The 22,736-nt window shown below is 57.9% G+C and carries 24 protein-coding genes and 3 pseudogenes; 16 read left to right on the forward strand and 11 right to left on the reverse strand.

Features of this window, described 5'->3' with window-relative positions:
• Positions 1 to 118 precede the first annotated feature (118 nt).
• The 3 genes from RLEG4DRAFT_RS03990 to RLEG4DRAFT_RS04005 all read right to left on the reverse strand — a co-directional run bounded on the left by RLEG4DRAFT_RS03990 (position 119) and on the right by RLEG4DRAFT_RS04005 (position 2,167).
• On the reverse strand, positions 119 to 973 hold the full coding sequence (locus RLEG4DRAFT_RS03990; RefSeq protein ID WP_003575395.1) for a transglutaminase family protein: 855 nt from the start codon (positions 971 to 973) through the stop codon (positions 119 to 121).
• Between the two features lie 690 nt (positions 974 to 1,663).
• Entirely contained in the window at positions 1,664 to 1,900 is a 237-nt protein-coding gene (locus RLEG4DRAFT_RS04000) for a hypothetical protein (protein ID WP_003575400.1), read from the reverse strand.
• 84 nt (positions 1,901 to 1,984) lie between these two features.
• Positions 1,985 to 2,167 (reverse strand): DUF3606 domain-containing protein, encoded by a 183-nt coding sequence (locus tag RLEG4DRAFT_RS04005; RefSeq protein ID WP_003575402.1) that lies wholly within the window; start codon positions 2,165 to 2,167, stop codon positions 1,985 to 1,987.
• A 508-nt stretch (positions 2,168 to 2,675) separates the two neighbouring features.
• Here RLEG4DRAFT_RS04005 and RLEG4DRAFT_RS04010 point away from each other — a divergent pair.
• The 11 genes from RLEG4DRAFT_RS04010 (at position 2,676) to RLEG4DRAFT_RS04060 (ending at position 13,700) form a co-directional block, all read left to right on the forward strand.
• The gene (locus tag RLEG4DRAFT_RS04010) at positions 2,676 to 3,584 is read left to right on the forward strand and encodes a Ku protein (protein WP_003575404.1); all 909 of its coding nucleotides are present in this window, start codon (positions 2,676 to 2,678) and stop codon (positions 3,582 to 3,584) included.
• Positions 3,585 to 3,595: 11 nt separating this feature from the next.
• Positions 3,596 to 4,405, forward strand: a complete 810-nt coding sequence (locus tag RLEG4DRAFT_RS04015; protein ID WP_003575407.1) for a Ku protein — start codon at positions 3,596 to 3,598, stop codon at positions 4,403 to 4,405.
• A 668-nt stretch (positions 4,406 to 5,073) separates the two neighbouring features.
• Positions 5,074 to 5,865 (forward strand): DeoR/GlpR family DNA-binding transcription regulator, encoded by a 792-nt coding sequence (locus tag RLEG4DRAFT_RS04020; protein ID WP_037093421.1) that lies wholly within the window; start codon positions 5,074 to 5,076, stop codon positions 5,863 to 5,865.
• Positions 5,858 to 6,817, forward strand: coding sequence for an N-acetylglucosamine kinase (locus tag RLEG4DRAFT_RS04025; RefSeq protein ID WP_003575410.1), 960 nt, complete (start codon positions 5,858 to 5,860; stop codon positions 6,815 to 6,817). Before RLEG4DRAFT_RS04020 ends, RLEG4DRAFT_RS04025 begins: the two co-directional genes overlap by 8 nt.
• Positions 6,818 to 6,848: 31 nt before the next feature.
• A complete protein-coding gene (locus RLEG4DRAFT_RS04030; RefSeq protein WP_003575412.1) occupies positions 6,849 to 8,105 on the forward strand; it encodes an ABC transporter substrate-binding protein in 1,257 nt (418 codons plus the stop codon).
• Positions 8,102 to 9,019, forward strand: a complete 918-nt coding sequence (locus RLEG4DRAFT_RS04035) for a carbohydrate ABC transporter permease (RefSeq protein ID WP_003575414.1) — start codon at positions 8,102 to 8,104, stop codon at positions 9,017 to 9,019. Before RLEG4DRAFT_RS04030 ends, RLEG4DRAFT_RS04035 begins: the two co-directional genes overlap by 4 nt.
• Positions 9,019 to 9,876 (forward strand): carbohydrate ABC transporter permease, encoded by an 858-nt coding sequence (locus RLEG4DRAFT_RS04040; protein WP_003575416.1) that lies wholly within the window; start codon positions 9,019 to 9,021, stop codon positions 9,874 to 9,876. The genes RLEG4DRAFT_RS04035 and RLEG4DRAFT_RS04040 overlap by 1 nt, the downstream gene beginning before the upstream one ends.
• Positions 9,877 to 9,887: 11 nt before the next feature.
• Positions 9,888 to 10,841 (forward strand): SIS domain-containing protein, encoded by a 954-nt coding sequence (locus tag RLEG4DRAFT_RS04045; RefSeq protein WP_003575417.1) that lies wholly within the window; start codon positions 9,888 to 9,890, stop codon positions 10,839 to 10,841.
• A 445-nt stretch (positions 10,842 to 11,286) separates the two neighbouring features.
• Positions 11,287 to 11,955, forward strand: coding sequence for a transcriptional regulator (locus RLEG4DRAFT_RS04050; protein ID WP_037093211.1), 669 nt, complete (start codon positions 11,287 to 11,289; stop codon positions 11,953 to 11,955).
• 128 nt (positions 11,956 to 12,083) lie between these two features.
• Positions 12,084 to 12,593: a hypothetical protein gene (locus RLEG4DRAFT_RS04055; RefSeq protein ID WP_003575421.1), complete on the forward strand. Its 510-nt coding sequence runs from the start codon at positions 12,084 to 12,086 to the stop codon at positions 12,591 to 12,593.
• Between the two features lie 588 nt (positions 12,594 to 13,181).
• Complete coding sequence (locus tag RLEG4DRAFT_RS04060) at positions 13,182 to 13,700, forward strand: DUF992 domain-containing protein (RefSeq protein ID WP_003575423.1); 519 nt, start codon at positions 13,182 to 13,184, stop codon at positions 13,698 to 13,700.
• A 161-nt stretch (positions 13,701 to 13,861) separates the two neighbouring features.
• Here the strand turns inward: RLEG4DRAFT_RS04060 and RLEG4DRAFT_RS59845 are convergent, their stop codons facing one another.
• Positions 13,862 to 14,338: a hypothetical protein gene (locus RLEG4DRAFT_RS59845; protein ID WP_432416781.1), complete on the reverse strand. Its 477-nt coding sequence runs from the start codon at positions 14,336 to 14,338 to the stop codon at positions 13,862 to 13,864.
• A gap of 63 nt (positions 14,339 to 14,401) precedes the next feature.
• On the opposite strand from RLEG4DRAFT_RS59845, the gene RLEG4DRAFT_RS04070 reads away from it, so the two are divergent.
• Positions 14,402 to 15,190 carry a transglutaminase domain-containing protein gene (locus tag RLEG4DRAFT_RS04070; protein WP_003575425.1) on the forward strand — a complete coding sequence of 263 codons (789 nt, stop codon included), beginning with the start codon at positions 14,402 to 14,404 and terminating at the stop codon, positions 15,188 to 15,190.
• A 420-nt stretch (positions 15,191 to 15,610) separates the two neighbouring features.
• Here RLEG4DRAFT_RS04070 and RLEG4DRAFT_RS04075 read toward each other — a convergent pair whose 3' ends face one another.
• The 6 genes and pseudogenes from RLEG4DRAFT_RS04075 to RLEG4DRAFT_RS04100 form a co-directional block, all read right to left on the reverse strand.
• Positions 15,611 to 16,066 carry a hypothetical protein gene (locus RLEG4DRAFT_RS04075; protein ID WP_003575427.1) on the reverse strand — a complete coding sequence of 152 codons (456 nt, stop codon included), beginning with the start codon at positions 16,064 to 16,066 and terminating at the stop codon, positions 15,611 to 15,613.
• Between the two features lie 53 nt (positions 16,067 to 16,119).
• Complete coding sequence (locus RLEG4DRAFT_RS04080) at positions 16,120 to 16,476, reverse strand: YidB family protein (protein WP_003575429.1); 357 nt, start codon at positions 16,474 to 16,476, stop codon at positions 16,120 to 16,122.
• A gap of 264 nt (positions 16,477 to 16,740) precedes the next feature.
• Complete coding sequence (locus RLEG4DRAFT_RS04085; protein ID WP_003575431.1) at positions 16,741 to 17,619, reverse strand: NAD(P)H-binding protein; 879 nt, start codon at positions 17,617 to 17,619, stop codon at positions 16,741 to 16,743.
• 553 nt (positions 17,620 to 18,172) lie between these two features.
• Complete coding sequence (locus RLEG4DRAFT_RS04090) at positions 18,173 to 18,385, reverse strand: hypothetical protein (protein ID WP_245277948.1); 213 nt, start codon at positions 18,383 to 18,385, stop codon at positions 18,173 to 18,175.
• Positions 18,386 to 18,824: 439 nt separating this feature from the next.
• Positions 18,825 to 19,025 (reverse strand): annotated as a pseudogene (locus RLEG4DRAFT_RS42335) (CopG family transcriptional regulator); the annotation flags it as partial.
• A gap of 29 nt (positions 19,026 to 19,054) precedes the next feature.
• The gene (locus RLEG4DRAFT_RS04100) at positions 19,055 to 20,008 is read right to left on the reverse strand and encodes an HWE histidine kinase domain-containing protein (RefSeq protein WP_245277949.1); all 954 of its coding nucleotides are present in this window, start codon (positions 20,006 to 20,008) and stop codon (positions 19,055 to 19,057) included.
• On the opposite strand from RLEG4DRAFT_RS04100, the gene RLEG4DRAFT_RS42340 reads away from it, so the two are divergent.
• The gene (locus RLEG4DRAFT_RS42340) at positions 19,958 to 20,149 is read left to right on the forward strand and encodes a hypothetical protein (RefSeq protein ID WP_245277954.1); all 192 of its coding nucleotides are present in this window, start codon (positions 19,958 to 19,960) and stop codon (positions 20,147 to 20,149) included. The genes RLEG4DRAFT_RS04100 and RLEG4DRAFT_RS42340 overlap by 51 nt on opposite strands.
• Positions 20,150 to 20,267: 118 nt before the next feature.
• A complete protein-coding gene (locus tag RLEG4DRAFT_RS04105; protein ID WP_003575436.1) occupies positions 20,268 to 21,305 on the forward strand; it encodes a PAS domain-containing protein in 1,038 nt (345 codons plus the stop codon).
• Positions 21,306 to 21,344: 39 nt separating this feature from the next.
• Here RLEG4DRAFT_RS04105 and RLEG4DRAFT_RS38425 read toward each other — a convergent pair.
• Positions 21,345 to 21,624, reverse strand: a pseudogene (locus tag RLEG4DRAFT_RS38425) (DUF982 domain-containing protein).
• Positions 21,625 to 21,934: 310 nt separating this feature from the next.
• Here RLEG4DRAFT_RS38425 and RLEG4DRAFT_RS04115 point away from each other — a divergent pair.
• On the forward strand, positions 21,935 to 22,207 hold the full coding sequence (locus RLEG4DRAFT_RS04115; RefSeq protein ID WP_003575438.1) for a BON domain-containing protein: 273 nt from the start codon (positions 21,935 to 21,937) through the stop codon (positions 22,205 to 22,207).
• A pseudogene (locus RLEG4DRAFT_RS42345) lies at positions 22,144 to 22,732 on the forward strand (DUF1236 domain-containing protein); the annotation flags it as partial. The gene RLEG4DRAFT_RS04115 and the pseudogene RLEG4DRAFT_RS42345, both read left to right, overlap by 64 nt.
• Positions 22,733 to 22,736: the final 4 nt, after the last annotated feature.

The raw sequence follows: 22,736 nt of genomic DNA on the forward strand, positions 1-22,736 counted from the left end.
GAATTTCAAGAAATGAAACTTTCGCGTATCTCAGATACGCAATAGTTTCAATTTCGAAATCTCTTAATCGGGTCGATGACCTGGCCATAGGGCAGTCGAGGGCCGGCCATCTCCCACGCTATTCTCGTATCTCGACCACCTTGACCGACACGTCCATTTCCACGAAATCTTGCGGCGTTCCAGCATATCCGCCGGTCACAGGCATGATCTGGCCATTGTTGCGGGCAAACGCCACGGAAATGAGACAGGCTGCTCCCACCCTGCGGTGGGTGGGATCAAACGCGATCCAGCCTGCTCCGGGGAGATAGACTTCCGCCCAGGCATGCGTCGATCCGCCGTCATCGACCGAGGCTTGAGGGTCGTAGAGATAGCCGGAGACAGCACGGGCACCGAAGCCCAGGCAGCGCACCGCCTCGATGAAGAGCGCCGCAATGTCCCTGCATGAGCCGCTTGCGAGTTCAAGTGTTTGTTCGGGCGACTGCGTGCCTTCTTCATCTCGGATACGGTAGGTGACCTTTGTGAGAATGCCGGCGTTCAAATCCTTGAGGAGTGACAGCGTGTCGGTCGGGTTGCTGCGCACAAACGCTCTTGCCCAACCCGACACCGCGCCACCGGAAGAGGTCGCAACAGCAAATGCGCCAAGGTCGGTTTTGTCTTCGCTTGAATAGGTGAAGGGATAGGTGTGGGCCGAAATGTCGATATTGAAAACAGGCCAAGGGTCGGCGGTCTGCTCGACAACGGCGTCACTGGAGATCATCAATTCCGAGGCTTGTTCAGAAAACGTCACCGTGGCTATCGTGTTGCCGAAAACGTCCTGCGCCCAGTCGATCGATCCCCGCGCAGAGCAGTCGATTCCGAAAGACAAGGTTCGAAGATGTTGGGCGGTTCGGGGCGACAGTATCAATCGGTGCGCAAGCAGCCCGACGGGTCGGGCGTAACGGTAAAGTGTTCGATGCTTGATCTGAAGTTTCATTATGGTCTCCCGAACATCGTAGGGTCCGGCTCAGCGAAGGCATGGGCTATCGAAACGACACCCGCAACCGGGCTCCCGTTGCGGGCGCGATCGTGGCCATGGCGCTCCCACGCTCGGCCGATCCCAACCAATTTCGCGTCGCCCCTCGGATATAATCTGCTGTGACTGAAATCCGACCCTCGGTTGTGGCGAGGTCGGGTAGCGGACCGAGCCGGTGAACTCTGCGGCAGCTGAGCATCTTTGAGTGCCGCCTGGGTCACGACGACGCATGCTGGGAGGAGCTGCCCGCCCATAACCACCATGCCGTTGTCGCCGATCAGGTTGAAACGATTGGGAAGAACGTCCAGCGACATGCATGCTCCTTTCCGGAGTTGCAGCCTTCTAACATGCTGTGCGTTCCATTGATACGCAGCACATTCTTATGGCGGCTGACCATTCTTTTCCGCGATCGCCTGAAGCGCTGCGGGCGGGGCTGCGGGATCACGCAGGCGATGGCTGAATCGGCCAACCGCAATTCGTGGGGAACGAGCCGCGGAAAATCGCTTTCGCCATTCGAGCGTGCGCGCATAGTCCTCATCCCTTCAAGAAGAGCTTCGCTAATCCTCAGACGATTGCACTGTATGATAGCTTGTAAGACCCAGGCGCGCGTGAACATCAGGCCGTCAGATTGGCTCGGAACCTGCGGCCGAATCAGTGCACAGAGTAGGACGACGGCGCGTTGATGCGAGTGGCGGCCAGCCCGACATAGGTCCCGATCAAGATCGTTGCCATCACCTCCACCGATCGGCAACCGCGGTCGTAGAGCTCGATCGCCGCATCGCAGAGAAACGACGACACCTGATCGTCCCATTCGACCTCATAGTACCGATACCATTCTCGGACAGCTTTCGACATGATGCGATAGTCGTTCGGATTGTCCCTTGTCATGGAAGACCTCAGAAAGGCTCCTGCTTCGACGTGGCGAGCTGAGAGATCGCCGGGTTGATCTTGAGGCCGGGATTGGCGCTCGGATTAGCGCCGGCCGATTTCGGCTTCGACCTTCTTACGGGAGTTTCCGGCGCTCTTGACCGCTTTTTTGACGGTATCCTTCGAGACGCTTTCCTTCTTCGCTTCGTATTGCACCTCGTGATCCTGGCCGCCCGCCACGCGGGCGCGATCTTGTGCGCGGCCTCGGGATGTCTGTGTCGTTGCCATCGAGTTTCTCCCTTGATGAAGTTCGCAAGAGAAACTCGCTACGATTCCAGTGGTTCCTCGACACAACGACTGTCCGTCATACTGCGCTTGAAGCGACGGCCGTACCCGCTATGCATTGTCGAACGAAGTGAATGAGGATGACGATGCGGTACCTATGGACACTGGAGCGCGACGGGCGGGAATCACGCGGTGGTCTCGATACTGGCGATGCCTTCATCGAGTTTCTCCGCACCGAGGAACCACCAGGATCATGCAGCCGGATTGGATCGTGACCACGCGTCAGATGGAAGAACAGGATCACGGTGTTGCCGTTCATTCCTCGCCTCTCGGTTGGACGCTCCGCGCAAAGCCCATAGCGTAACTTCTGCTCAACCATCAGACACGGTTTCAACCCGGAATCAATCTGTGAACGCAATTCCATAAGTTATTGAAAATTGATTCGTTTCGAGTCGGAACGAATCATCCTGAGACGTCTTTGAGTCGCGACAAGGTGATTCGGAGAAACGTCATGGCAACAGGGCATCGCGCGCAGTGGAAGGGCTTCGTAAAATTCGGTGAGGTCTCCTTCGGAGTAGCGCTTTATACGGCGGCAAGCACGTCAGAGCGCATTACATTCAACACGATCAACAAGGCATCCGGGAACAGGGTGAACCGCATCTTCATCGACAGCGAGACAGAGGACCCGGTTCCGAAGGAACAACAGACAAAAGGCTTCGAGATCGAAACTGGCCAGTACATTATCATCGATCCAGAGGAAGTTGCCGCGACGATCCCGGAAAGCAACAAGACCCTCGAGATTGATGCCTTCATTCCCTGCTCAGATGTGGACGACGTCTATTTCGACAAGCCCTACTACCTGACCCCTGACAAGGTGGGTAGCGAGGCCTTCGCAGCTCTGCGCGACGCCATGAAGAAGTCGAATGTCGTCGCCATAGCGCGCACGGTTCTCTTTCGGCGAATGCGGACCGTGCTCATACGGCCGCATGGCAAAGGCCTTATCGCGACGACCATGAACTATGACTACGAGGTACGCTCGTCGAAGAAGGCCTTTGAAGAAATCCCCAAGCTGAAGATCGAGGGGGAGATGCTCGATCTCGCCAAGCATATCATCGGTACCAAGAAGGGTACCTTCGACCCTGCGACCTTTGACGATCGCTATGAAGCCGCGCTCGCCGACCTGGTCAAGGCTAAGATAGAGGGCAAAGCGTTGCCGAAGCCGAAGAAGGTCGAAGTGTCGAAGCCGAACGATCTTCTCGCGGCCCTCCGCGAAAGCGCAGGGATGATGAAGGCCACCGCGGACAAGCCGAAACGCACTGCCGCCAATGCCAATCAGGGCACTGGTCGACAGCGCGCAACACGCGGAGCAGCTTCCAAGGCCATTTCTACTGGGACCGCGCCGCGTCGCAAGGCAAGCTGAGGAGATTGACCATGGCACCGCGCTATTATTGGAAAGGCTACCTGAAGCTCTCGTTGGTCACGTGCCCTGTCGCGATGACCCCCGCGACCAGCGAGAGCGAGAAGGTTCGCTTCCACACCCTCAATCGCGATACCGGAAACCGGGTCATCTCGCAGTACGTCGATTCCGTCACGGGCAAGCCGGTGAAAGACGAGAACGAGGCCAAGGGCTACGCACGCGGCGAGAACGACTACGTGATCCTCACCGACGACGATCTGGACAGGGTGGCGCTCGACACTGTGAAAACCATCGACATTGAAAAGTTTGTCCCGGCCAACAGCATCGATTGGGTCTACTTCGAGAAGCCTCACTATCTGACGCCTGACGACGCGGTCGGAAACGAGGCTTTCGCCGTAATCAGGGACGCAATGAAGGCCGACAAGGTCGTCGGTGTTTCGAAGCTCGTAATGGGTCGTCGCGAGCGTGCCGTCATCCTCGAGCCGCGCGACGAGGGCATTGTTTTGTGGTCGCTGCGGTTCGGCGACGAAGTACGTCCAGAGGAGAGTTACTTCGAGGACATCGAGGCCGAAGCCGACCCCGATCTCATTCCCCTTGTCCAGAAACTCATCAAGCAGAAGTCAGCCCGCTGGTCGACGAACATGGTCAGCGACCCGATCCAGGCCAGCCTTCTGAAGTTGATCGAGGAGAAGAAGAAGCTGCTGAAGCCCAAGAAGACCGCAAAGGGTAAAACAGCGACAGCGCCCGCATCGAACGTCGTCAACATTATGGACGCATTGAAAAAGAGTATCCAGGCCGACCTCAAGGGCCGGAAGGCGGGGTGACTACATCTGACAGACACCGAGGTAGTCCATCAACATAATGGTCGGTGGATCGATCTCGTTGGTGACGCGGTCACGTCCACGTCCGACGGCGCCGGCTTCGACCGGAAAGTTCTGGGAATCGGGCGAAGCTCCACCAAGGCCATATTTCAAAATCGAAGCGAGGTGACGCCGCGATGTTGCGTGGTAGTAGGGCGTTGGGTACCTGGTGCGTTCTGCATCGGCAGGCCGCTACCAGGTAAAGAGTCTACCACATGCCAAGTTGGCAATAGCGACCTCTGTCAATGTTTGATCGGAATAGCGCTTACGTCCATGCCGATGGTGCTCAGGCCCATGACGAGCGCGTGAAGCCGCTGGTATGGACCATCCAAAGCGGGGCTTTGAGTTCTCCCATGATGGGGTCCTCGTCATCATGCCATCACGGCTATGATTGGGGTTGAAGACCCGGCTGCAAAATAAGCGGCTGATGGGATTTAAACGCTTCCGAGCGTGGCGACGACGATGGTGCGTTAGAAGCTCTATTCGACCAGCCAAGGCTCGGCAGCTGCGTAGGCGGCCTAGCCGCTCCCAGTTAAAGTCTCGCAAAAAATCAAAAAACATCACAATCATGATTGACTTTGATTTTATGGAGTGGAACTGTGATCAAAAGCGGATGCATTCGGGAGCTTTCGTTGAGCCAAGCACCAGGAATGAAAGTGGATCGTCTGGACGCTATTCGCAGCCACCTCTATGCGAACGGCTTTTCGACGATTCAGGCTCTTGCGGACGCAATCGGGGCATCCCTCGCCACCGTTCGAAGGGACCTACAGATCCTCGAACAGGAAGGGGCGATCGATCGTGTTCACGGCGGGGCACGTATCGCCGAAGGGTCCTCGGTCGAGGTCGCGTTCCAGGAGCGGGAAAAACGCCATCTATCGGCGAAGCGGGCCATAGCCACCGTTGCGTACGATTTGCTTCATCCGCATACGGCAATTTTCCTTGATGCGGGAACGACCGTCCTGCAGCTTGCCCGCCTTATCCGCATCAATCCGCTCCCGCTTCGGATTTTCACAAACGGCCTGACGGTAGCCCAGGAATTCCTCAACATCCCAAAATTGGAGGTGGTGCTTCTCGGGGGTCAGCTTCGTAGCGAGAACGCTTCGCTTGTCGGGCCGCAAGCCGAAGCAATGCTCGAAACGATATGGTTCGATCAGCTGTTTCTCGGCGCGAGCGCCATTAGCCCTGACGGTGCTATCTACAGCGTGGACAGCGCAGAAGCGAGTCTCAACCGGTGCATGCTCACCCGATCGGCCAATCGTTTCGTCCTCGCCGACTCGTCCAAGTTCGGCACCATGGCGACATATAAGGTTGCGCCCCTGAACAACGCGAGGGTCATCACCGATGCCGCGTTGACGCGCCATTGGCGCGAGGCGCTTGTCAACCTTGGCGTCGACGCGACGATTGCGGAGCAAAAGGGTGAGTAGCGAACTGATCCTCGGCATTGACGGCGGTGGCAGCAAGGTGTTGGTCGCCCTTGCGGACAGGAATGGCCGGATCCTGCAGACCTCGCGCGGCGGTGGGGTCAATCCGATGGACAATCCGAACTGGCTCCAAGAATTGGAACAGCACCTGGCGCCTTTCCGCGACGAAGCGCGGTTGGCGGCTGTTGCAGCGGCACTGCCCGCCTACGGCGAAGTCGCGCGTCTATCGGAATTGCAAGGAGAGGCAATAAAGCGAACGTTTCCAAACCTTCCCCGGCAGATCCTCAACGATGTGGACGCGGCGCATCTTGGCGCTTTCGCCGGTCAGCCGGGTATTCTGATCCTTTCGGGTACGGGATCGATGTCCTGGGCGCGCAATTCGCAAGGCGCATCCGCTCGAGCCGGCGGATGGGGGGATATCCTTGGCGACGAGGGCAGCAGTCACTGGATCGGGCGGAAGGCTCTGAACCTCGTCACTCAGAGCCTGGATGGACGCACGCCGCCGACGGCGCTGGCCCAGGCTCTGTTCGCGCATCTTGATGTTGACGCTGCAGACCCCATGAACGCTTTGGGGGGCTGGATCAGTTCGCTGACCAATCCCCGGGCGCAGATAGCTGCCCTTTCTACCCTTGTGGACCAGATCGCGCGCGGCGGCGACGACGGCGCGATCGGGCTCATCGATCAGGCCGCGGGCGAACTCGCAAGGCACCACGAGGCGGTTGCTGGGTATTGCGATCCGGACGCTGAGTGGAGTTATGCAGGCGGCACTTTTTCCAGTCAGATCCTGCTTGGCAAACTTGAACAGCGGATCGGCAGACCCCCGGCGTCGCCGAGGCTCCCTCCCATCGGCGGCGCTCTCTTAGTTGCTGCCCAGCTTCTGGATTGGCCACTAGACGAAGGCTGGTTCGGGCAAATCGCGGCCACGGCCAAAGGTGGTGACTGCGCTTCCAAGTGAACTGAGCTCAAGAATAATGAAGGATGGGAACATGTATAAATTCATCTTGCCTTTACTTACTTCGGCGGCCTTCGCGATTGCCGTGCCCGCCCTCGGCGAGGATGCCAAGCCGCTTGCCGGCCAATCGATCACGGTCCTTATGCCGTCGCCGCAAGGGCCGGATATTGCAGCTGACTTCGAAGCCGAGACCGGTATTCACGTCGACCTTCAGACACTTTCCTGGGACGACATCCGCCCCAAACTCGTTACTGCTTTGGTCGCCGGGACCGCTCCGGCAGACGTCACCGAATTCGACTGGTCATGGACCGGGCAATTCAGCGCGGCAGGATGGTACCTGCCGCTGAACGACGTGATTGACACCGACACGATCGCAGATATCGGCGTCGCCAAGATCTTCACCGTCGACGGGAAGCTGCTTGGTATTCCTTACACCAACGACTTCCGCGTCATGCTCGTTAACAGCAAGCATTTCGCCGACGCGGGCGTTGCCGATATGCCGAAAACACTGGACGATCTTGTCGCCGCGGCAAAGAAGATCAAGGAAAAGGGTATTGCCGAGTATCCGATCGGTCTGCCGGTTTCAGCCACTGAAGGCGCTTCGACGAGCTGGTACCTGCTGACCAAGGCCTTTGGTGGCGAGCTTTTCGACAAGGATTTCAATCCGCTATTCACCTCACCGGATTCGGCTGGCTACAAAGCTCTCGCTTTCGAACTGATGCTTCTCAAGGATGGACTCGTCGATCCGGCCTCTACCGGCCTGAAAGACAGCCAGATCAATGAGAGCATGTTTGCCCAGGGCGTCACCAGCATCATGATCTCCGGAGAGCCTGGCAGGCTTGCACAGATGAACGATCCGAAGCAGTCGAAGGTTGCCGGCCAGGTTGAGGCTATCCTCGTGCCGACGGCGAGCGGCCAAACGCGGAGTTTCGGCCTTCCAGAGGCACTAGCCATTCCAAACGTCTCCCCAAATAAGGAGGCAGCGATTGCATTCGTCAAGTGGTTCACCAGCAAGGACTTCCAGAAGAAGAACGCGGCGAACGGGTTTTTGCCAACCCGCACGTCGGCGCTTTCAGAGCTCAACGCGTCGGGAAAGCTGAGTAGCGGCGATGCGCTCGTGGCACAGTCAAAGACGGTCGAGCCGCTCTTCCCGCAGGGCACGCCGCCTTGGTACCCGCAGTTTTCAAGCGGCGTGAATACCGCGATCAATAGCGCTGCCAAGGGTCAGATGAGCGTCGATCAAGCCATGGCGGCGATCGCTGAGGCCGCCAAGCAGGCGATGGCGCAATGACCACCTTCGCGTCCGAGGCTGTGGCGAGCAAGCGTGGCTTCGGTTTCCATGCAGACGCTACACTGGGCTTGCTTCTGGTGTTGCCGATCGTAATGACAATGGCGGCCCTGGTTTTCTACCCGATGGGAAAAACGGTCTGGGACAGCCTACACAGGGTTAACCCGATGCAGGCCGGCACACCCTTTGTCGGCTTGGAAAATTACAGCCGGATGCTATCGGATGGGCAACTGGGGATCTCCTGGATCAATACACTAATATACGTCATTCTCGCAGTTATTGCCGAAACAGTATTCGGCATACTTGCTGCCGCCCTCATTAATCAGATCAGGAGTGGGCGGCAGTGGGTTCTGGCAGCTGTGATCCTGCCATGGGCACTGCCCGGCGTCGTCAATTCGGTCATCTGGCTTTGGATTTATCAGCCAGGCGCGGGCCTTCTGAACGGGATACTTTCAGCGATCGGACTGCCTTTCGAAAACCATGTCTGGTTCAACGACCGGACCAGCGCCATCGTCGCGGTAACTGTGGTCCATGTCTGGCGGATGATGCCATTGACGATCGTCATCGTCCTGGCGGCAATGCAAAGCATACCCGCTCATCTCTACGAGGCCGCGCTTATCGATGGAGCCACACGCGTTCAGATGTTCGCACTGGTTACCCTTCCGCTCGTGCGCAGCGCAATCGCCGTCGCGATGACGAACGCGACCGTCAACGCATTCAATCTTTTCGACGAGGCGTGGGTTCTTGCGGGCGCCAGCCTGGAGACGCGGCCCGTGCTTGTCCAGATCTACCTCGAGACCTTCCAAAACCTTCGCTTCTCCTATGGCATGGCGCTCTCGGTGGTCATCACGCTGGTGTCCTTACTGATCTCGCTCATCTATGTCCTCCGCGTCTATCGCAACACCCGGTTCGACTGATGAAACCCACCCTTGCATACAGAATAATGGTTTGGACCGGCATTGCCGTCCTGCTGATCTGGTCTTTGGGGCCGATCTACTGGACAGTCGCAAGCTCAGTTACGCCAACCGCCGATTTTTCCGTCCGGCCTATCCACTTCTTCCCGCAGCATTTCACGCTGGATCATTATTCTCGGCTGCTCGGTGTCGGTATCGCCCGGATCGGCGGTGTCGAGGTTTTCAAGGAGTTCCGGGCTGCATTGATCAATAGCGTGATCACGTCAGTCGCCGCCACTCTGCTATGCGTCGCGATCTCGGCGCTCGGCGCTTACGCCTTCACAAGGCTTCAGTTTCCCGGCCGAAAAGCGATTTTTATCGCTGTCGTTGCGACGCTCGCGATCCCAGCTTACGCCGTCTTGATCCCGCTCTATCAGATCATGATCAAGCTACACCTCGTCGATAGCTACGTCGGCGTCGCGTTGATTTACGTCTCAGCCTATTTGCCGCTATCGCTGTGGCTGCTTCGAAGCGTATTCGAAGCGCTTCCGATCGCTCTGGAGGAAGCCGCGCAACTCGACGGAGCAGGCCGGCTGTACATCTTCTTCCACATCGTGCTGCCGCTCGCAGGCCCCGGTCTGACGGCAGCCGCAATCCTAACTTTCCTTGGTGCCTGGGGACAGTATCTCGTTCCGCTCATCTTCTCGCCACAGGCGACGAAGCCTTTGACGGTCCTGATCCCGGAATTCGTCACCAAGAATTTTATCGACTATGGCCTGATCACCGCAAGCGGCTCAATCGCGATCGTCATTCCCGCCCTTGTCGTCATTTTCCTCAACCGGTACCTCGTCAGCGGCCTGCTGGCTGGTTCGGTCAAATAACCGGAGACCTCATGAACACGACCGAAAAGGTTATCTTCGAGCAATTTGCCTACTGGCAGAAAGCAATAGGCTCAAATTTGGTCACCGATCCGGCGGAGCTTCTCGTCTTTGTCGGCTGTGGCACCTCCTATAACCTTGCTCTCTCGCTTGCGGCTTATTCGAATATGGCCGGACGCAACGCCATTGCGGCACCCGGTGCTGAGTGGCAGAACCGTCCGCAGGCTTTCTGGCCGGAATGGCGCAATACCCATGTCGTGACGCTTTCCCGTAGCGGTGAGACGACCGAAACAGTTGCCGCGGCAATAGCAAGCCGCGCCGCCGGCGCGTTTGTGACAGCGATAACGGTTGAACCGGAAAGCTCGCTGGCAAAAAACTGTGATCAAATAATCACGGCCGCAACCCACCCCGACGAAGGTATCGTCATGACGGTTTCGGCAAGCCTGATGGTCCTCCTTGGCCTGCAGATGATAGGGCGACAGGTTCCGCCTTCCATCGTCAATTCCGCCCGTCAGCTCGCGATTGCTCTTGATGCCGCGCTGCCTCCAATCCTAGCCGACCGTTCGCATTTCGTGTTCCTTGGTAGCGGTCCTATGTTTGGCGTTGCTCTGGAAGGAGCGCTCAAACTGATGGAAATGAGTCAGATTGTGACACAAGCCTTCCACCCGCTCGAATACCGTCACGGGCCGATTAGCCTGGTCGACGACAAGACGGCTGCGGTGATGCTCTATAGCTCCGATCAGCAAGATGCCGAGATTAAGCTGGTGAACGAGCTGCAAGAAAAAGGTGCCGTTGTCATTGGAGTGGGCGGTCCAGGTGACCTCGAGCTACCCATTGATGTCGACCTGTCGCTCGCAGGGCTCGTCGTTCTTCCGGCGCTGCAAATCCTCGGTGAACGCACCGCTCGGGCCCATGGGATCGATACCGTTTCCCCGCGTCATCTGACAAAGGTTGTGAAGCTCGCTTGACCGTCGAGTGAAAGGAACCGTCAGATCGTTGCCCCAATGTCAAATCGAGGCAGCACGCAGATACGCGCCGCATATTCTTGGGGATTTATGAGCAATGCCTGCGATACGTGCCATGCTTCGGCACGGTGGCGCTGCCGCTAGGGCATGGCGATCAGCCCGTGCGAGCAGGGCGTACCGCGCTGTTGGCTGCACGCGCACGTCGCCGGCCAATCGCTCACAGCTCGCGGATCATGCGCCGGTGATCAGTGGCGAAGTACCCTTGGCTACGCGACTGGCATGGCTGGGCCAGGTTTCCGGCCTCACCAGAGGCGATTTTCGGGCCGCCGGCGGTGGCGAGTATGGGGATGGGTCTAGACCGCCAGCGCGGCAGTTGTTATGGGCAGAGCCTGTTGTGATGCCGCAGGCGTCGCCGAAACATCTCCCCTGACAGCCAAGGCTTCCTGAAGTGAAAAAAGTCCAACGTAGTTTTGCCGTCGAATATAAATCCGGTCGGCGAAAATCCGACCGCAAATCGAACTCGATCTGGGGAGACATAAACCTCAGATCCGTTGCGCAAGACGTGGAAGAGGAGGTCATGCCATTTCTGCCGGTAGGCCATCAGGCCAGCAAACCCGTCGGCGACGTGCCTTTGATTGAAGAAGAACAAGTCAAGGTGTTGTTGACACCGCCGATCGAGCAGCACACAACTGCATCGGCTTTACAGGAGACCAAAATGGCCGATGAAAACGATACGATGACTGATGCCGGCACGCTAGTAGCAGCAGCGCCCGATGTGGCGAAGAAAGTGCGTAAACCTCGCGCCAGGAAGGCGGCGCCTGAAGCGGTCTCAGTCGCGGTTTCGGCGCAACCGGCAGCGGCTTCTAACGCCGCAGAAGGAAAGCAGAAGCGCGGACGTAAGGCGAAGTCCGACGAAGGCCTGATGCGTGCCAAGCGTGCGCCTATCAAACGTGCTCCGAAGACCATGCCGACCGCGGCTGCTGCTTCAACGGTGGCTGTTGATGAGATCTCTGACCTTCTCCAGCTGGAAGAGGAAAACCAAAGATTGCGCAAGCTGCTGGCCGAGAAGCTCCGTGCTGAGAATGCCGATCTGCGGAAGCGGCTCAACCTCGCTTGAGCGGTAGCTTCAGCCCAGCGCGGACCGCATTCTCATTCTTATCGAGATGAACATTCTGGCGGCAGCCATGCTGCCGCCAATGCTTGGCCTCGTCGTCTGCACGCGAGGTAGAATTCGAGGTCGATGAAATGGCGTCTCCATGGAAACTTCTTGCTCGGCTGGTGTCACCGCTACGTCAGCAGAGACAGGAACACGGCCCGACCGATGAGGTGAAGCCGGACGTGTTCGCGATCGCAAAGCCAGCCGAATTGGCCGGCAACAATGGGGTGAATGAGGCGGATCCTCCGGCCGATGAAAAGCCGCCGACTCACGATCAATCCGAGCCCGTGTCAACGGAAGCGAATCATTCCGAAGGAACGGCGAGCACTGTCGGTGGATCGGTAGATATCGAAGCTGCCAAGCCTCTAGCGGCGCCTGATCCGGCCGTCGCCAAAGTCGCAACGCGAAAGCACGGCAGACGTGGCAAGAAAGGGGAAACGGCTGAAGTTGTTACTCCAACCTCTCTACGCGTTGCCACCCTTTCTGACGATGCAATCACCCTTGATGGAGAGATCAAGCTGCTCCGCGACCAACTGGCCAAAAAACTTCAGCTTCAAAACGCACAACTGAAGAGGATGCTCCAGCGGTTCGAACGTTGATCCCGCCTGTCATATCTCTGGCACCTAATCGGACTAATTTATCGAGGATTGCGCCGGACCCCAAGTGGCGTGTCACCGCGCGACCATAAACGCGAGGCTGTCGGACGCAAAGGCGGTCGGTAGCCTTGTCTCCTCGTCCGAGCGTCGCGTGCATCTGATGACTTCGTCCGCTGGCTGCAGGAGAGGTTCTGTTTTCAATCGGACGTCAAATAGACGTCAAATCGTCAAATCTTGACTTGCAGTCAGTCAATAGGTGCTGCGGGCGGTCAACCCGGTCGCTGTCTACTCTCAAGTTCTGGACTATCATTCGCCTTCCAGGAGACTTCGGCATCGAGGGGTGGCGCTGAGATCCTGACAGCCCACCCCGCCGTAACCCTCAGGCTTTCTCAGATTGCCTTTGGAAGCCTGCGGTCGTGCGACGGCTTGAGCCGCGCGGCGTTCTAGTGGTCAATGAGGCGAGCAAGGCCACCCGGCCCAGAGCTGCGGGGCATCTTTCCAAACGCAAGCAGCCTTCGTTCGAAACGGAATGAACGAAGTGCGCATGGACGCGTTATGATCTAGGGCTCGGAGCAACGAGGAAATGATCCAATGAAAAAGTTCTTGATCATGGCGGCGGCCGTTTCGCTTGGAATCGGCCCTGCCGCTACGGCGGCGACCATGCATAAGCAAGCCAAACATCCGGCACCAACAGTCGCCAGCGAGCCAAAGCAGCGCTTGGGAACATTGTCGTGTGAGGTTGCGGGCGGCGCCGGTTTTATTATCGGATCGAGCAAAGCCGTTGACTGCACATTCAAGCAGCGCTCTGGCAAGGTCGAGCGTTACACCGGCAAGATCGGCAAACTTGGCGTCGATATTGGTGTGACAGGCAAGACATATCTGAGCTGGACGGTGGTCAACACCGCGCCAACTCGGGTGGGAGACGGTGCACTCGCCGGAACCTACGTCGGCGCCTCTGCCGCCGCATCAGTGGGCGTAGGGCTTGGCGCAAACGCTCTAGTCGGGGGTAATTCCAAGAACTTCGCGCTGCAGCCCCTCAGTGCCGAAACCGGCACTGGGGTCAATGTTGCGGCGGGCGTCTCCCGCCTTCAGCTCCGTCCGGGCGGTTAATCGCTCTGCGCGAATTGCGGCCACCGGGGCGTAGCTGGTCCTGGCTGCCCTGCGGTAACCGACCGCGGGGCGACAGCTGGCGATGAGGCTTGTTGGCTGAGCGGGCTATATTTCGAAGCAGCGCCGCCACAATGCTGGCGGCGTAACAGGGTGCATTAGCATCAAAGAGTGTTTTTCAAATTGTATGCTGCCCGATCTGCGGAATCTCTATCGGACCGATGGAGGTTGATGATGCGAGCCGCATCCGTGGAGCCTATTCCGTGCTTCTTTGCGAAGTAGGTTACGTCATAAGCATCTGAAACCTTTTTACGGGTTTCCTGCACAGTGAGATTATTTTGGTTCATTGCGTCCCCTGGGAGCAGGTCGTTCGATTGAGCAACGATGGCCGCTTCGTCGTTGTCTGACGAGAGGGACTCTCGTTTTGTCGCTTTTGATCGAAAGCTTTGGGGCGGGTATTGCTGATAGGACTCAAGGTAACCGATATGGAGCGCCCCACTGTCCGACTGGAATTCTTCTTCCCGGCGGTGTTTCTTGTCGATCTCAAAGCCCTGCCGCCGGCGGCACCAGCGAGCGTCGATCTTGGTTAGGCCCGGTGACGAGCTCAAAGACATTGCGCGAGGCGGCGGATCGACCCCCAACCGACCTTGCCGACGAAGTAATAATCAACTCAGTGTGTGCTCGAGAACGTAATGGAGAGACACATGGAAGGCGTGGCTCGCTGGATTCCGCATACCGCAATGACCAATCCAGGTCGCCATGCCAATGCAATCGCGGGGCTTCCGACCGAGATTGGCGCTTTAATCCAAATCATTCAGGGCGTCCTGGTTCATTCCGATTGGTTCAAGGAGTACGGCCTTGACGAGACGAGCCTGAATTCGACGGCGCGAACGACACTGCCGATCGCGGAGCGTTTAGACGACGTCTTTAGACGGGATTCACGACCGCTCAACGTAAAGCGTTCGGCCGACAAGCGTTCTGTCGGAACCTGCCGCTACTACGCGCTGATGCTCTGCTCGCTCCTGCGATGTCGAGGTGTTCCTGCTCGCGTGCGCTGTGGTTTTGCTGCATATTTCTCCGAGGGATGGGAAGATCACTGGGTATGCGAATACTGGGACTCCGGCGCAGAAGAATGGTGCCTGTGCGATCCCCAAATCGATCAGATGCTGCGGCAGAGGAACCAGATCTCATTCGATCCGGCCAAGGTTCCCCGCCAGTCCTTTTTGTCGGCGGGAGAAGCATGGCTTGAATGCCGGCGATCGAAAGCAGCCCCGGGTTCCTTTGGCCATGGAAACACTATCGGTCTGTGGTTCGTGAAAATCAATGTGGTGCGCGACCATTACGTGCTGAACGGTCGTGAGACTTCGAGTTGGGACCGTTGGCGGGAAGCGCCCCCGCCCGTGCGGGCGGTGGGCAGTATTGAATCGGAGTTACTGGACGTCTTGGCCGCAAGCCCGGAGCAACCGCTCGTCGAGATCGCACCAGACTGGTAGATCGATCAAATCCAGAACCCGTTTGGCGCCCTGCAATGACGCCGCCCGGTAAGGAGCAGTCGGTTAGCACTGAATTCCGTAAGGGAGGCTTTTAGCAAGGTCGGCCTCCAACACCTTGGTCGCTTAGCATGGCCGCTCAAGCTTACAATTGCACGTGCCGCTCTGATCAACGCCGCGTTTTCTCGCTACCCAATCCAGTTCTACCGCCGCAGCGTTCTCCGATCGATCGAGACCGCGCGTCGGGCGCCGTGAGCCACCAGACGAGCTGAATACAATACCTGACTGATTGGCCGATCATGCATCAGTCGAGGCAGAAGGAGAGGACCATCAAGCCCAGAACATGACCCATCGCACAAACGAGAAAAGGCCGCTTTCTGAAGGCGGCCTTTCGTGTTTCTAGAGACCGACGGCAGCCGCCAATCAGCCAGCGGCCTTGATGCTCGTGTTGCAGAGGCTCCAATAGCCGCCGCCCTTTTGGATCCACTTCAGATCGCCGAGCGAGCCAGCATCCTTGGCGGCATGATAGGCATCGACGCAGGTGTGAAGGCGGCCCTTCGCAGGCGTCTCACTCGAATATTTCTTGTCGACCGCCTTTGGGAACTTGACGCTTTTCGGCGCCATGGTTGTCGGCTTTGCCGGCTCTTTCTCGGTTGTCTTAGCGACATCGGCCTCGTCCGCCTTATCGTCAGCGGCAGCGTCCGCACCGCAGAACTTGGCGCGGAAATCGTTCCACTTCACGTCTTTGGCGGAGCCGTCGGCCTTCGCCGCCTGATATTTGGTGCTGCATTCCTTCATCGTCAACGCGTGCGCCGGCGACGACAGGACGAAAGCTGCAAGGAGCGAGCCCGCGGCGGGCAGAAGCAGTTTCTTCAACATGGGATAGCCTCGATGTGATGTTGACGGTAGCAGTCTTCACTTCCGCCGTCGTGTCAGGACGTGGACGACGGTAGGATTCCGTTGGAGCTTGTTTGGTCGACGGCTGTTGGAAGATGCTCGGCGAGAAGCTCGGATACTTTGCTGAGATCGATGCCAAACTTGGTGGCGAGAGCCGGCAGTTGTTCGCACGAAAGCGCCGAGCGGTTCTCATCCGCGGTAACTAGCAGATTATCGCCCGTGCCGATCCAGGAAGCCACCTGATGGCCAAGCCCGCTTTGATTGAATTGCGTGAGAATGCCATCGAGGCCGCCGGCATTCTGGAAATCGTCTTCGGCGACAGTCAGAGGGTTGACCGGTCTGCCGTTCAAGACGTCGCTGACGACACCGCCCAAACCATCGAAAAGTCCCATGACATTCCCCTTGGTGCATTCGCCATCTAACACAGATGCTTATACCCGCTGAATGAACCGGCGATGAACAGGTCAAACCGCATCTGATTGAGGCTAGGGTGTCGCTTGCTCGACCTTCGGCTCTTCTGCGACTTGGCGCTGATTATGGTCGATTGGTTCGAACCCGTTCAGGAGCCTACTTAGTTCCTGAGATGTTGCAGGGCGTCTGCACCAATGGTGAACCGTCGTTGCGATCCGCTCGACTGCAGTAGTCTTGGCGCGATATTACTGCGGTGAAAGAAGTGGCCGCAGCGCGTCGATCAGCTCTGTGGTGCCGCGGCGAACCTCGCCGGCGTTCGGTTCGACGTCGACCAAGCCACCCTTGTTCTTGGCATCGTTGGCTTTAATCAGGAGGTCGGCAAGGGTCGCTGGCACGGTCCGCTCGAATATCTCCTTCCATTGCGAGCGAGGGACCGCCCTTGCGTGAATCAACCGGCCCGATAATTGGCTCACCGCAGTTGCAACATCGCTGGCGCTATATCTGCGTGGTCCTTCAGCGTGGATAACCTCCAGGTCATTTCCACTGTCGGGACGCAGCAAGAGATCGGCAGCAATCACGCCGAGATCCTGGGCCGATATCGTTGGTTGCACCATATCGACCGGGTCTTGAAAGGTCATCAATTCGCCGAAGGCAACCGCCCTTGGAATAACGCGACCCCAATTGTGCATATGTTCCGCCGATCGCAGGACAAAGAAGTGGGTATCGATCCGGGTGAGTCGCGCCTCGAGCTCACGGAAAAGGCTGGGCATCCCTATGTCATCGGCGACGTGCGCGCCATAGTCCGAAATGGCTAACACCCGCTTCGGGCGCGCCTGGTCGAGTGTCTTGGCAATGCTTTGGATCGATCGTCGCATATCTCCGGCTGGATCGGCTGCCGTCGGTGACACCGGGATGACGAGTTGAACGGCGTCTACATCGTCAATCACTTGGGCGAGGGAGCGAGGATCCTTCAGATCGGCCAGAGCAATCTCGCAACCAATTTCACGCAGCCGCGCCGCCTTTGCCGCGTCTCGAAGGATTGCCCTGACAGGCTGACCCGCCTTGCGCAACGCCAAGGACGTTGAATAGCCGACCCTTCCGGCGGCTCCGACGATTGCAAACATGCGCTATTCCTTGGTTTGCGTTATTCGAGAATGATGGAATCAAGACAACTTTATCGCACGGAGCCAGCGAGATCTTCATAAAGTCAGTCGGATTTCGGGCGAAGCCGGCTGCCCTCAATCCGTGTATCCACGACCACGGTAGGATGCTGCGCGCATCGAAGGAAGGGATTGGGGGGAAGGAGATGCAGAGCAAGAAGCGTCACGTGCCCAACGTTCGCTAGCGTATCCTGACGTCTGACGCTTCTAATCGCGCCTGTCCGGCTCGCGGTGCCGGAAATGGTTGTGAATATTGAGCCAGCCGATAGGGAAATTGTTTGTGCTTGGCTGTGGTTCAACACGTTGCTTCTCCTTGCAGGGGATTGCGGCTCGTCCACAATAAAGTGGAAGCGTTGCACTGCGCGTCGAGGGCGATCCAGTGGGCTGGCTCCCAGTTTTTTTGTCAAATCATCGGGCCGCCGCTCTCGCGTGGTCCAAGCGGAATAACGACAGGCTATGCGTCTGGTTCCCGCGCGTTTTCGGACAGAGATTCAGATGGGTGACTTGGTCGCTACTCCTAATCACGCTCAAAGCCTTCAGACCAATAGCAGGCATCTTCGTCGGCACATTCTTGAGGGCTCAAGCCTTCTGCATGGCGCGATATCCAGTACGCCCGCGCCACGGTGCGCGCATATTCGGAAGGATCCTTGCCGAAGGGCAATTCCTTGTCCGCGGAAAGTTCCCAAATCCGTTTTGTGAAAAGAACGGTGAACTCGTCTTCGCTCAGCACGTGCAATAACATCTCCGGGACCAATTCGCCCCGGTCCTCAAGCAAGCACAGCAAGCCTGTCAATCGGTGAGCACACGGAGTCCAAGGGCGTGCGGACGGAGAGAGGCTCTCTGCGCGATCTGGATGACAATAACAGACAGTTTGTGACGATAGTTCCGGTACGCTTCCGCACAGTGCAAACAGGCGGGTGCTTGGGCCGCGGCCTGACTCTCGATCCCATGCGACGCGTATTGATCCGTGTCTGGAGTTGCCTAAGGCCAAACCGCCGAAGGGCGGCGAGATCAAGTGGGCTACCGTCTGGCCGTTCACATCGAGGCATCGGGCGTCTGCATCCTGACAACGGCGGTCATGATTGGACCGATCTTCCCGCCATTGCTGCCCCAGCGAGACGGCTTTCAGTTTCAACGGCGATACTGGACAGAGAAGCGGTCAGATGCGCCAGGCGTTCGGACTTCGGCTTGCCGAACTCGCCGGACAGATTCCGAAGCGCTACTTCCATGTCGTCTTCGAAGGCGATCGATCCAGAGTTTCGCAACAGGAGTGCGCCGTGGCGAAGCACGATCTGCAGGTCCAGTCGGGAGACATCCGCGATCCGATCGGCCGCGTCTTCAAGAAGAGCGGTGGTATCGCTAACGGTCAGGGCTTCTCCGTCGGACTATGAATTTACATCTAGGAGCTCGAAATTTGATCTTGCAGGCTCTGGAGCGAAGCGTCGAAGCTCATCATCAGGCCCGTTGGGGCATAATCAACCGAGACATTTCCGAAGGCAGACAGGGTGGAATTGATAAGTCGGGAGCCGAAGCCCCTCCTTTTCGGAGCTTCCACAGCCGGGCCGCCGCGCTCTCGCCAACGGACGTCGAGGCGATCGTCGCCCGCTTCTCGACGTGTGGACCAATCGAGTTCGACCACTCCGGTATCAACTGATAGGGCGCCGTACTTCGTCGCGTTCGTGGCAAGCTCGTGCAGCACGAGCGAGAACGCTAACGCAGCCTGGGGGTTCAGCGAGACCGTGGGACCACTTGCTTTGAGACGGTCCGAAAGTCCGAGATTGACTGCGGTCGCCTCGATGATCGTTTCCATGGTCGCAGACAGCCAGTTCTTCTGCAGCAAAATTTCATGCGCGTGGGCATACGCGTTGATGCGCGCCGATATCGACTGCTCGGCGTCCTTCATGCTGCCGGCACTTCTGAATGACTGGCTGATAATAGCCTGAACGACGGCCAGCGTATTCTTTATGCGATGCGAGAGTTCGTGCATAAGGACGCGCTGCCGCTGCTCGTTTTCTCGCTGCTCGGTTCGATCCCTGAGAATTTTCAGGAAACCTTCGAGCTCGCCGTCATCCGACCTCAGCGCCATCAGCTGGCCTGATGCCCAGAATAACGAGCCGTCCTTTCGAACATGCCATCGTTCATCATCTGCATGGCCATCGGCCAAAGCGGCGGCCATTTCCCTTTGGGGAACCCCGGTTTCCCGGTCCGCAGGGGTAAAGATTGCGCCGACGGGCTGGCCAATGATTTCGCTCTCGTCCCATCCGAGGATCCGGCGCGCTCCCTCATTCCATGTGGTCACCTTGTGATCGAGACCGACGGAGATGATCGCATATTCGATGGCACTTTGGAGAATGGCTTCGAGGAAGCGTTCGCGGGCGCGGCTGGAATTGGAAAAGGGGTTCATGATCATGTTGCGCCCAATCCATCAAGCCACGAGCGGCTGACCTTTCTCGATACTATACCGGACACTGCCGCATTACCATTCAAGCTGTAATGATTCCGCGAGGAAGGTTTCTTGTAAGCCATCGCACATGCGCTCGAAAAGATGGTCGCCGTGGAAACAAAGGAACGCGCACGGCGTTATTGAGTGACGTCTGGTTAAGCGTGGTAGTATGACGAGCCATCCCCAAAAAAAACTTCACGGAGACTTGCCTTCGGCATCTTCAAAAGCAGCCTTGGTCGATCGGAAAGAACTTGCAGCAATCGCGTTTGAAAGAACAAGGATGCCGATGGTCGTCACCGACGCACGCAGGCCGGATCTGCCCATCGTGCTGGCAAACAAGTCGTTCCTCGAGTTGACGGGTTACTCCGCTGACGAGGTGCTGGGCCGCAACTGCCGTTTTCTCCAGGGACCGGCGACCTCTCCGATCGCCGTCGCCGAAATTCGAGCTGGCATCGCCGACGAGCGCGAGGCCAGCGTCGAAATATTGAATTATAAAAAAAACGGGGAACCATTCTGGAACCGCCTGCACTTGAGCCCCATCCATGGCGATGATGGAAGGATCCTGTATTTCTTTGGATCTCAAATCGACATGACGGAGTACCGGCGGATCGAGGCGCTTGAAGCCTCCGAGCATCGCCTTCTCATGGAGGTCGACCACCGGTCGAAGAATGTCCTCGCCATTGTCGACAGCATCGTTCGTCTCAGCAACGCCGATGATCCTGCCCTTTATGCCGCTGCGATCCAACATCGCGTGCAGGCGCTCGCCCGCGCGCACAATTTGCTGGCCGAACGGGGATGGGCGAATATTTCGGTCGAGGAGCTCGTTCGGCTGCAAGTAACGCCATTCGCAGCAACCCGCGCTGTTTTTAGCGGACCTGATATCAGGCTACCGGCGCCGGCGGTCCAACCGGTCGCGCTTGTTCTCCACGAACTCGCCGTCAACGCAGCCCGCCACGGTGCGCTTGCCGCTGCCCAAGGCAGGCTTTCAATCAGCTGGACGCCCGGACCGTCCGGCGCCGGTTTTAGCCTTCATTGGCAGGAGGTGGGTGTTGGCAAGGCGCCCACACCAACAAAACGCGGATTTGGCACGGTTATCGTCGGCGCGATGGTTGAAAAACAGCTGAAGGGGCGGGTTGAGAAAACCTGGTCCGATGATGGGCTGGTTATCGAGATCGAAGTCCCCGCCGTGGGCTTTGCCGGCCGATAGGGCATGCGGTACAGAATTCATCACGCGCTTTCGACAGTCTCATAAGCCGCTAGGTCTCGACATGATGTCGCAGAGCGCCCTTTCGGGCTGCAGCCAGCTGACGACGGCAATCACCGGAATTCCGGCTTCCTCCGCAGCGCGAATAGGTGCGGCACGCGCTGTCTTTGCGGGGGTTGCCTCGGATGGCATCAAGGCAGGTCTTTACGGCCGCGATGTATTCCTTGCCATCGTCTGTCGGCCAGGCCGCGACAAGGGCCTTGGCAACCTCGCCAAGTGATCAGATCAGCCTATGCCTTTCTTGCCCCCTCATTACAAGCATTAGAGGGGCGAAATCTTCGCTTTCATGCCAATCCAGTATACCGACCCGTTTGCATGGATAGCGGCCCTTTACTCCCAAAATGCGACGCCCGCCATGTGGATAATACTTCACCAGGGAGGTTCTGACTGGAGACAGCAACATCGCTAAAACCTCCCTGGTGTCCTTTCAACAAGGAAGAGGAAAATCTACGCCACATACCGCCGAGGGGAAGACGGACTTAGGTCGGACTCTGGCGACCCCAGAACCCGCTTCTCATATTAGGTTTGAGGTAACATGACGGTCCGTGGAGGGGACGGAACAGGAGGACGACATGAAGTTCGGTTCCGACAACACCAACCATGAAGAGCGCTGCTCCCAAGGCCATAGTTCAGCCTCGACCATCGCGACGATCAAAGCGGCCCTTTCCGCTGATCAGAATATCGACAGCAGTGCCATCGAGATCAGGATGCTCGGTCCTGTGGTCCTGCTCGAGGGCTATATAACAAATGCCGCAGACCGCGAAAAAGCCATCTCGCTTGCGGCGATGATCGTCGGCCACGAGAACGTCCAGGATCGGATGCTGAGCCACTTCCCCACGCAGTGACGGCCAGGACCAAGGTCCAGTCTGGCACGGCGCCGGGTCGCAGTCTGGCTCCTGCATCGAAAGATGCCAGCGGTGGCACCACGACAGGACAGAAGCCCGCCGCCAAGTCTGGCACCACGGATAGCAGCGGCTCGGCCACCACAGGCACGAAGAGCACCACGCAAAGCGGCGATGCGTCGAAGCAGTCGACCGACCAAAACGCGACAACAACAAACAAAAGCTCTTCTGAAACCAACGTCAACAACAACACCACGACGACCACCAAGACCAACGTCAACATCTCGGTCGAGCAGCGGACGGAAATTCGAACGGTGGTGAAGGAGGTCCATGTGGCGCCTGTGAAGGAAGTCGACTTCACCGTCTCCGTCGGTACGAAGATCCCGAAGAAGGTCCGACTTGAACGGCTGCCGACCCGCATCGTGAAGATCGTTCCGCAGTATGAAGGCTACCGCTTTTTCAGCGGATGGCAGGATCGTCATCGTCGATCCCGATGCTCTCACGATTGTCTACATCATCGAGGCCTAACTCG

Source organism: Rhizobium leguminosarum bv. trifolii WSM2297 (assembly GCF_000271845.1).

Bases quoted from the DNA above. Each gene is read 5' to 3' on its own strand.
- RLEG4DRAFT_RS03990 (WP_003575395.1), bottom strand. From the start codon at position 973: ATGAAACTTCAGATCAAGCATCGAACACTTTACCGTTACGCCCGACCC.
- RLEG4DRAFT_RS04000 (WP_003575400.1), bottom strand. From the start codon at position 1,900: ATGACAAGGGACAATCCGAACGACTATCGCATCATGTCGAAAGCTGTC.
- RLEG4DRAFT_RS04005 (WP_003575402.1), bottom strand. From the start codon at position 2,167: ATGGCAACGACACAGACATCCCGAGGCCGCGCACAAGATCGCGCCCGC.
- RLEG4DRAFT_RS04010 (WP_003575404.1), top strand. From the start codon at position 2,676: ATGGCAACAGGGCATCGCGCGCAGTGGAAGGGCTTCGTAAAATTCGGT.
- RLEG4DRAFT_RS04015 (WP_003575407.1), top strand. From the start codon at position 3,596: ATGGCACCGCGCTATTATTGGAAAGGCTACCTGAAGCTCTCGTTGGTC.
- RLEG4DRAFT_RS04030 (WP_003575412.1), top strand. From the start codon at position 6,849: ATGTATAAATTCATCTTGCCTTTACTTACTTCGGCGGCCTTCGCGATT.
- RLEG4DRAFT_RS04035 (WP_003575414.1), top strand. From the start codon at position 8,102: ATGACCACCTTCGCGTCCGAGGCTGTGGCGAGCAAGCGTGGCTTCGGT.
- RLEG4DRAFT_RS04040 (WP_003575416.1), top strand. From the start codon at position 9,019: ATGAAACCCACCCTTGCATACAGAATAATGGTTTGGACCGGCATTGCC.
- RLEG4DRAFT_RS04045 (WP_003575417.1), top strand. From the start codon at position 9,888: ATGAACACGACCGAAAAGGTTATCTTCGAGCAATTTGCCTACTGGCAG.
- RLEG4DRAFT_RS04055 (WP_003575421.1), top strand. From the start codon at position 12,084: ATGGCGTCTCCATGGAAACTTCTTGCTCGGCTGGTGTCACCGCTACGT.
- RLEG4DRAFT_RS04060 (WP_003575423.1), top strand. From the start codon at position 13,182: ATGAAAAAGTTCTTGATCATGGCGGCGGCCGTTTCGCTTGGAATCGGC.
- RLEG4DRAFT_RS04070 (WP_003575425.1), top strand. From the start codon at position 14,402: ATGGAAGGCGTGGCTCGCTGGATTCCGCATACCGCAATGACCAATCCA.
- RLEG4DRAFT_RS04075 (WP_003575427.1), bottom strand. From the start codon at position 16,066: ATGTTGAAGAAACTGCTTCTGCCCGCCGCGGGCTCGCTCCTTGCAGCT.
- RLEG4DRAFT_RS04080 (WP_003575429.1), bottom strand. From the start codon at position 16,476: ATGGGACTTTTCGATGGTTTGGGCGGTGTCGTCAGCGACGTCTTGAAC.
- RLEG4DRAFT_RS04085 (WP_003575431.1), bottom strand. From the start codon at position 17,619: ATGTTTGCAATCGTCGGAGCCGCCGGAAGGGTCGGCTATTCAACGTCC.
- RLEG4DRAFT_RS04105 (WP_003575436.1), top strand. From the start codon at position 20,268: ATGACGAGCCATCCCCAAAAAAAACTTCACGGAGACTTGCCTTCGGCA.
- RLEG4DRAFT_RS04115 (WP_003575438.1), top strand. From the start codon at position 21,935: ATGAAGTTCGGTTCCGACAACACCAACCATGAAGAGCGCTGCTCCCAA.